This window comes from Skermanella sp. (assembly GCF_059503625.1).
In genome coordinates, this window is record NZ_JCACHA010000847.1 from 1 (window position 1) to 8,453 (window position 8,453).

Below are 8,453 nucleotides of genomic sequence, written 5' to 3' on the forward strand. Positions count from 1 at the left end.
AAGACGTGCTCTCCTTCCTTCAGGCCGCCTTCTCCGACGCGACCGGCCGGCCGCCTCCCCGGACGCGGGAAGCCTTCCTGTCCGAGATCGTCCGCTCCTGCTGTTCCCCCGTCCGTGAAGCCTGAGCCGGCGGACGAACGATTTTTTCAGCAACTTCGGCGCATCATCGGCGCGATGCCAGCGCCAGGACCCGCAGCCCCGAAAGACCTCCCGACATGACAGAGATCGCGACGCCGCTCACGACCCGCCTTTCGGGAGACTACGCACCGGCAACCTTCGAGGAGCGCGGCGCCACGGTCCCCTTCCAGAAGCCGGAACTCGCCAATGCCCGCATCCGGAAGAACGCTCAGGGCGAACTTGAGGCGCTCGTCTACGGATTCTCCGGCGGGCGCGGCGTCTATGTCCTGCCCTGGCGGGCCATCCCCGATATCCTGCGCCTCAACCTCCACGACCTGACCCTGCATGCGGAGGTGCTGACCACCAATGCCGTGACGCCGGAACGTCTCCAGATCGCGGCATACCGCGTCGCCCGCAGCGGTCTGGCGGGGGAGGAGATGCTGGAAGCCGCCGACGAGCTGCTGGTGGAGCGGGCGCAGGTATCCTCCGCCACCGCCCTCCAGATCCTCCGGCGCCTGCTGCCCGATTTCGGTCCGGCCGCCGACGGATCGCCGATGACCCCGGCGCTGCTCGGCACTCCCGCCGGGAAGGCGGCCGCCCGTGCCGCCCTCCAGTCCGCCGCCGCCGCCGGGGTGCTCGCCACCGATGCCGACACGGCGTTCGACCGGGTGCAGAAGATGGCCTCCCTGGCGCTTCCTGTCGGGACCGACGCAAGGGCGAACCCGGGGGAGCTGAGATCCCTGTTCGGCAGGGTACGCGATTTCGCCGCGCGGCCCGGAGCCGACACGGGCGAGGGGGCGGCGCTGGCGGCCGAGGTGGCGCGGCTTACCGTGGCGATCGGCGAAGACCTGATCCGGGAGATCGACCGCGAAATGTCCGAGCCCGGCGCTTTCCTGAAGGACTGGGAAGCGCGCAGCCAGCGCTTCAAGCACGCGGTCGAGCGCCTGCGCTGGCTGCTCGACGGCTGGCAGCCGGTCTGCGACCTGTGGAGCGGGTGGTCCGGTCCGGCCGGCGACCCCATGCTGATGCTGACGACGCTGCGCATCCTCCCCCTGGTGCCCCGCAACGAATGCGGACGCTTCCACGCAGACGCCGCCAGCCTCTACCAGCGCCAGTCCAGCGTCTTCGGCAAGATGCAGGACGAAGCCTAGATCCCGATCCCGCCCGTCTCTCGCGAATCATGAGGCATTGGCCGAAAACCTCTTCCAAAATCATCATGACATCGCTATCATTGCTTATGGGAGCGCTGTCATAGCTGTCCAGGCTCGCTTGCCGCACCTGGGCCGATGAGAAACTTGGAACCGGTGACAATGAAAAGACTGAAGGCGGAAACGCGCGAGAAGCTGAAGACGGTCAGCACCGCGACATTGGCGACGGCACTCTTCAAGCGGGGCCTGCGCAACCAGATGATCCAGGACGTCCATCCGCTGAACCCCGGCGGTGCTCCGATGGTCGGCGAAGCCTATACGCTGCGCTACATCCCGGCGCGCGAGGACCTCAACACGATCGGCGTGTTCCTCGACCGTGCCCATCCGCAGCGGAAGGCGGTGGAGGAGTGCCCGGAAGGGGCGGTTCTCGTCATCGACAGCCGGAAGAACGCACGGGCCGCGTCGGCCGGATCGATCCTGGTCACCCGCCTGATGAAGCGCGGCGTCGCCGGCATCGTCACCGACGGCGGCTTCCGGGATTCTCCGGAAATCGCCGGGCTGGACATCCCGGCCTATCATAACCGGCCCTCGGCTCCGACCAACCTGACCCAGCATCAGGCGATCGACATCGACGTTCCGATCGGCTGCGGCGACGCGCCGGTCTTTCCAGGCGACGTGATCGTCGGCGACGGCGAGGGCGTCATCGTCATTCCGGCCGATATCGCCGACGAAATCGCCGATGAGGCGGTGGAGATGACCGCGTTCGAGGATTTCGTGACCGAGAAGGTCATGGAAGGCCGCTCGATCCTCGGCCTCTACCCGGCGACGGAGGAACGGACCCGCGAAGACTTCGCGGCTTGGCGCAAGGCCAACAACCGCTGATATCTCCCAGAACCGTATTCCCCAGAACGAAGTTTCCAAAAAAGACGAAACCGGAGGAAATGCCATGTTGAGAAGAACCCTGCTGCGCACGGTTCCGGGCGCCCTGACCGCCCTGCTGTTCGCCACCGTCGCCGCCCTGCCGGGCCGGGCCGATGCCCAGGCCGCCGGCTACCCGAACAAGCCGGTGACGATCATCGTCCCCTTCACGGCGGGCGGCAACACCGACGCCTTCGCCCGCATGGTCGGCGACGAGCTGGACAAGGCGCTGGGCCAGCGTTTCCTGGTCGAGAACAAGCCCGGAGCGGGCGGCAACCTCGGCGCCGCCGCCGTGGCGAATGCCCAGCCGGACGGCTACACGCTGGGCATGGGCACCGTCAGCACCCACGCGATCAACCCGTCGCTCTACAAGAAGCTGCCGTTCGACGCCGACAAGGGCTTCGCTCCGGTTTCGCTGATCGCCACCCTGCCCAACGTGCTGGTGGTCAACCCGTCGATCCCGGCCAACACCGTCCCCGAACTGGTCGAACTGCTGAAGAAGGAGCCGGAGGTCCACACCTACGCGTCCTCCGGACCCGGCACCTCGCCCCATCTGGGTGCCGAGCTGTTCTCGACCCGGACCGGCACCAAGATGACCCATGTGCCCTACAAGGGCAGCGGGCAGTCGATCATGGATGTCGTGGCTGGCCACGTCGACATGGTCTTCGACAACATTCCGACCGCGGCCCAGCAGGCCAAGGCCGGCAAGGTGCGGGCGCTGGCGGTGACCAGCCTGACCCGGGCGCCGCTTCTGCCCGACGTTCCCGCCATGGCCGAATTCCTGCCCGGCTTCGAGGCGACCTCCTGGCACGGCCTGTTCGCTCCGGGCGGCACGCCGAAGGAGATCGTCGAGAAGGTCAGCGCCGAAGTCCAGCGCATCATGAAGCTGCCCCATATCCAGCAGCGCATGCAGGGCATGGGCGCCACCCCCGTCGGCAACACACCCGAAGAGTTCACGCAGCATATCGCGGTCGAGCGCAAGAAGTGGGCCGAGGTGGTCAAGGCGTCCGGCGTCAGCCTCGACTGACGTCACGTTCCGATTGTTCTGGTGGCGCTGTCATCACGGCGGCAGCGCCGCCTAAAAACTTGGAATGCGTCACGCCCGCTGTTAATGTCAGCGCTAACGCGAGCTTCGGCTCATTCTCTTGAAGCAGGCTTTCCCCGTGTCCCGCTCCACCCCCTCCAGCCGCTCGTCCGGCAGCGTCACGTTGAGCGATGTCGCGAAGCTGGCGGGCGTGTCGCCGATCACCGTTTCCCGCGTGCTCAACCGCCCGGAACTGGTCACGCCCGACACGATGGAGGTCGTGCGCGAGGCCATCGCGCGCACCGGCTACGTTCCCAACATGCTGGCCGGCGGTCTCGCCTCCAAGCGCAGCCGGCTGGTCGCGGCGCTGTTCCCGACCATCGCAAGCTCGATGTTCGCCGAAACGATGGAAGCGCTGACCGACCGCCTGGGCGAAGCCGGATATCAGGTGCTGCTCGGCCTGTCCGGCTACCCGGCCGCGCGCGAGGACGACCTGCTGGAAGCGATCCTGAGCCGCCGCCCCGACGGCATCCTGCTGACCGGGATCGTCCACTCCGCCTCGACCCGCCGGAAGCTTCTGGCCGCCAAGATCCCGGTGGTCGAGATCTGGGACTACACCCCGACGCCGATAGACATGCTCGTCGGGTTTTCCCACGAGCGGGTAGGGGAGGCGGTCGGCGACTATCTGGTCGCCAAGGGTTACCGCCGCCTCGCCATGATCGGCGGCGACGACGACCGCGCGATGCAGCGCCGCAAGGGGTTCCTGTCCTCCCTTGCCGGGCATGGCATCGAGGACGTGCCGACCATAGCCGTCCCGGCGCCCGGCAGCCTGCGGACCGGCCGGCAGCAGATGGCCCGCCTGCTGGACGAAGGCCACCGTCCCGACGCCGTCTTCTGCAATTCCGATGCGCTGGCCCAGGGCGTCCTGGCCGAAGCGCAGTCGCGCGGGATGTCGGTTCCCGGCGATGTCGCCGTCATGGGCTTCGGCGACCTGGATTTCTCCCCCTACACCTTCCCGGCGCTGACCACGGTCCGGATCGACCGCCGCGGCATCGGCCGCATCGCAGCCGATGCCATGCTGGCCCGGATGGAAGGCCGGGCGGGGCCGGAAAAGGTGCTGGATGTCGGCTTCGAAGTGATCGAGCGGGAGAGTACCTGAACCGGGTAGCGCCATCGGACCGATGCCGGCGGACCCGCGGCCCAACACTTGCCGGCCGCCGGTCGAACTCTTCGGCTCCTGGTATCACTCTCGCTGGATGAAGATCCAGCAGCCGCCGTCCGACGCCGGCTGGATCCTGACCCTAAGCTCCCGCGAGCGGTCGGAGAAGTCTCCGATCCAGCCGAATTCCAGATCGTACTTCCCGGCGGCCCTGGCTTTTTCGATCCGCCCGCTGAAGGCGGGCGTGTTCATGCAGGGCGCGACATCCACGAAGAACGACATGCCGAGCACCGGCCGCCGCGATCCGTATCCCGACAGCTTCGCCTCGGCGGCGCTGTAGAAGGTCACCAGTCCGGCCTCGTCGAGCTTGATGGCGCCGAACGGCAGGGCATCGACGGCGTCCTTCGGCAACCGCTCCACCGCTTCGGACAATCCGTTCATGTCGAACGTGACCGGAGATGCCTGGTCCATGATCAAATCCGCGGTTGCAGGTCGAGCTTGGGAAGTTCCGTGAGCTTGGGAAGCTCCGTGAAGAACGTGACGCCGAGCAGGTGCGTCACCCGCTTGCCGTCGTCGGACAGGGGCAGCAGCAGCCGTTCGAACAGCAGAGGCACCTCGTCGGCCAGAGAGTAGCGGGCGTATTCGTAGGATGGCAAACCGGTTTCCCGGCAGCGGCGGTACGATGCGCCGGCCGATCCCAGGTCGTCGCCGTCGTCGCTGGCCTGCTCGCCCAGCAGCGAACGGCCAAGCCTCTCGGCCAGTGCGTCGCCGAAACGGACATACCGGTATGCGCCGGTGCCGTCCGGCTCGACCATGAAACTGTTGTCCTTCATGGTCGTATCGTCGCTCGGAAACAGGCCGCAGTCCGGCAGCCCGCCGCCGGCGTTCCGAAGCGCCTGCCAGCGGTCGTAGGCGTCGCGCAGCCCTGGGTTCCTCAAACGGTCGCGCAGCTTGTCCGGCGCCGGGGCGGACGCTGCGGCGGGCTTGGGAAGGCGTCCAAGCCGCTCGAGGACCGCTTCGGCGAGCTGCGCTCTGCCGAACGGTTTTCTGAGCAGCCGCTCTCCTTCCAATCCGGGGTCCTGCTCATGACCGCTGATGAACAGGGCAGGCAGGCCGGGGCGGTCGAGCCGAAGGCGGCTGGTCAGCACCGTCCCGGACGCTCCCGGCATTCTGATGTCGGCAATCACCAGATCCAGCCTTTCCGAGATGTGAGCCAGCGCCGCCGCCGTTTCGGCGCTTTGCGCCTCGATCACGGCGTAGCCGAAATCCCGAAGCAGCTGTGCTGCGAGCGTCCGCAGGTTCTCGTCGTCGTCGACCAGCAGGATCGTAGCATTGCCGCCCAGCCTCGCCAGTTCGGCACTCAGCGGCAACTCCTCCTCCGGTGCCGAGATCGCCGCGCGGGGCAGGTGCAGTTCGATCGTCGTTCCTGCGCCGACCGCGCTGCGGATGCGGATGGTCCCGCCGGCCTGGCTGACGAAGTCATGGGCCGAAGCCAGCCCCAGGCCGGTGCCCTTGCCGGGCGGCTTGGTGGTGAAGAACGGTTCCGATGCTCGGGCGACCACCTCGGGCGTCATGCCCGCTCCGGTATCCTTGACGGCGATGACGATCCAGCCGCCGTTTTCCGGACCCTCGTCCTTGGGCTGGTTGCGCGCCGAAATCTCCAGCTCGCCGCCGTCCGGCATGGCGTCGCGGGCGTTGGCCGCCAGATTGAGAAGCACCGCGCTCAGCCGGGACGGATCGACGACCGAAGGCCACAGCTCGGCCTGGATATCGAACACGCACCTGACGCCGCTGCCGGCGGTGTGGCAGATCATGTCCTCGCTTTCCCGCAGCACCGCCGCCAGATCGACCCTGCGCGGGTGCGCCTCCTCCCGCCGGGCGAAGGCCATCATATGGTGGATCAGCCCGGTCGCACGCTCGACGGCCTGCTCGGCCATGTCGAGGATCTTGGTCCGGTCCATGCCGCCGGTCTGGCGTCTCAGCAGACTGTAGCTGCTCTGGATCACTGCCAGCACATTGTTGAAATCGTGGGAAACGCCGCTGACGAGCTGTCCCAGCGCTTCCAGCTTCTGCGATTGAAGCAGTACCGCCTGAGTCTGTTCCCGCCTGCGGATCTCGGCGGAAAGCTCCCGCGCCGCATCGGTCAGCGCGCGGGTCCTTTCGGCAACGCGCGCTTCCAGGGCGGCGTTGCTGTCGCGAAGGATCGCCTCGGCGGCAACGCGGGCGGTCACGTCGGCGGTTATGCCGGTGAGGCCGGTCAGCCGGCCGCTGCCGTTGAAGACGCCGGCGGCCGATTCCTCCAGCCACGCCACCACGCCGTCCGGACGGGTATAACGATAGGACGTCACGTAATTAGGACGGTCCGGATTCAACGCCGCAACGGTCCCGGCGAAGCGCTCGCGGTCTTGCGGATGGATATGTCCGATGTAATTCCTGCCGGTATCGGTCTGCGGGTTGTCGTCCAGGCCCAGGATCGTCCCGCAGGACTCGCTTCTGCGGACGGTATCGGTCAGGGCATCCCATTCGAAGGCGAACATGCGGCCCGCCGCCATGGCGCGAACCAGTTGCTGTTCGGCATCGAGCAGTTGCCGTTCCAGCAGTTTGTTCTCGGATATGTCGGTTATGGTGCCGATATATCCGGTGATGTTCCCGTCGCCGTCCCGCTCGATCAAGGCTTCGCCGAGTACCCATGTGATTGCGCCCGAGGGGGTCCGGAAGCGGTATTCCAGCCGGAACGGCCGGTTCTCGACCGCACTCCGCCGCCACTCCGCGAATACCCGTGAGTAGTCGTCTGGATGCAGGAAATCGCTCCAGCCGTTCCCAAGCGCCTGCTCCGGCCGGGCGCCCGCGATCTCGCACCAGCGCTCATTGACGCAGGTGCAGCGGCCTTCGGCATCGGTGCGGAAGATGCCGACCGGCGAACTGCGCGACAGCGTCCTATACTGTTCCTCCACCGTCCGAAGCGCCGCCGATTTCTCGCTCAACCGCTTAAAGGCGGTGGTCAGCGCCAGACCGACCTCGTTGGCTTCGCGCCAGCTGGTGCGCACCGGCGGTACGGAGCCGCCGGATTGCAGCGCCCGCCCGGCCGTCGTCAGGGCTCTGGCCGCCCCGGCTATCCGCAGGCCCAGCGCGGCGGCCAGCAGGCCCGACAGGACCAGAAACGCCGTTCCCACCAGGATGAAGGACCACAGGTCGTGCGCCAGCTTGCCGTCGATCTCGTCTCCGGGCTGGCTCACGATGGTCGACCAGCCGGTCATCTCGGACTTGCTGTAGCCGGAAGTCAGCCGAAAGTCTCCGGGACCGTAGGTGGCTGCCGCGACGCCCTCCCGTGCGGCGGCCTTGCCGATCCAGTCCCACGACGCGGCGTCGACTTGGCCGTTCTCGGGCATGACCGCGAGGACCTTGCCTTTGCGGTCCACGACGGTCGCGGTCCTGCCGTCGTGGACGCCGGCCTGTTTCAGGATATCGCGTATCCTCTCCAGCCCGAGACTGGCGGTCAGCAGATGGGTCACTTCGTCGCCGTGCATCACCGGGACGACGACTCCGACAAGCTCCTTCCGGGAGATGGCTCCGGTTACCCGGTCGGTCACATAGGGCGCTCCCATCGCTAGGACCGCCTCCATCGCGTCGGTGCCGGTGATGGACGGCAGCGGCGTATTCCAGGGAACCCGGGTGTTGAGCCGCTGCTGCCCGGACAGGTCGTTCAGGAGGATGCCAACTCCGTAGCGTGACGTGATCTGGCTGGCCTGCTGATGAAAGGTTTCGAAATCCCCCTGCTGAAGGGCCGGCATCTGCGCCAGGGTTTCCAGCATCGACATGACGCCGCGCAGATCGCGCTCGATCGTGGCCGTTATCGACAGCGACTCCTTCAGCAGATCCTGCTCGATCCTGGATCGTTCGAGCTTTAACTGCTGGTTTAACAATAGTGTCACAAATACGAAAACCGGAAGCATCAGACAAAGCGCCAGCAATGCCAGATGCGACCGAGTCGAGATGCTGAACTTACTGTCGATCGTAAACATTGGGTACATGCTCTGATTGTCCTGAATACCGTAGCAATCTTCGGCATTTAAATTTTTGAGGGAGA

At 66.6% G+C, this 8,453-nt stretch carries 6 protein-coding genes; 4 read left to right on the forward strand and 2 right to left on the reverse strand.

From position 1 onward, the window contains the following. Positions 1-215 precede the first annotated feature (215 nt). From AC5JJ6_RS30610 to AC5JJ6_RS30625, 4 genes are all read left to right on the forward strand, one after another. The gene (locus AC5JJ6_RS30610; RefSeq protein WP_496045677.1) at positions 216-1,268 is read left to right on the forward strand and encodes a hypothetical protein; all 1,053 of its coding nucleotides are present in this window, start codon (positions 216-218) and stop codon (positions 1,266-1,268) included. Positions 1,269-1,427: 159 nt separating this feature from the next. After that, positions 1,428-2,147, forward strand: a complete 720-nt coding sequence (locus tag AC5JJ6_RS30615; protein WP_496045678.1) for a ribonuclease activity regulator RraA — start codon at positions 1,428-1,430, stop codon at positions 2,145-2,147. Positions 2,148-2,211: 64 nt separating this feature from the next. After that, positions 2,212-3,210: a Bug family tripartite tricarboxylate transporter substrate binding protein gene (locus AC5JJ6_RS30620; protein WP_496045679.1), complete on the forward strand. Its 999-nt coding sequence runs from the start codon at positions 2,212-2,214 to the stop codon at positions 3,208-3,210. A 136-nt stretch (positions 3,211-3,346) separates the two neighbouring features. Continuing rightward, complete coding sequence (locus AC5JJ6_RS30625; protein WP_496045680.1) at positions 3,347-4,366, forward strand: LacI family DNA-binding transcriptional regulator; 1,020 nt, start codon at positions 3,347-3,349, stop codon at positions 4,364-4,366. Between the two features lie 84 nt (positions 4,367-4,450). Here the strand turns inward: AC5JJ6_RS30625 and AC5JJ6_RS30630 are convergent, their stop codons facing one another. After that, positions 4,451-4,837 carry a PAS domain-containing protein gene (locus AC5JJ6_RS30630; protein WP_496045681.1) on the reverse strand — a complete coding sequence of 129 codons (387 nt, stop codon included), beginning with the start codon at positions 4,835-4,837 and terminating at the stop codon, positions 4,451-4,453. A gap of 2 nt (positions 4,838-4,839) precedes the next feature. Continuing rightward, positions 4,840-8,298 (reverse strand): PAS domain-containing protein, encoded by a 3,459-nt coding sequence (locus AC5JJ6_RS30635; protein ID WP_496045682.1) that lies wholly within the window; start codon positions 8,296-8,298, stop codon positions 4,840-4,842. Between the last annotated feature and the right edge of the window lie 155 nt (positions 8,299-8,453).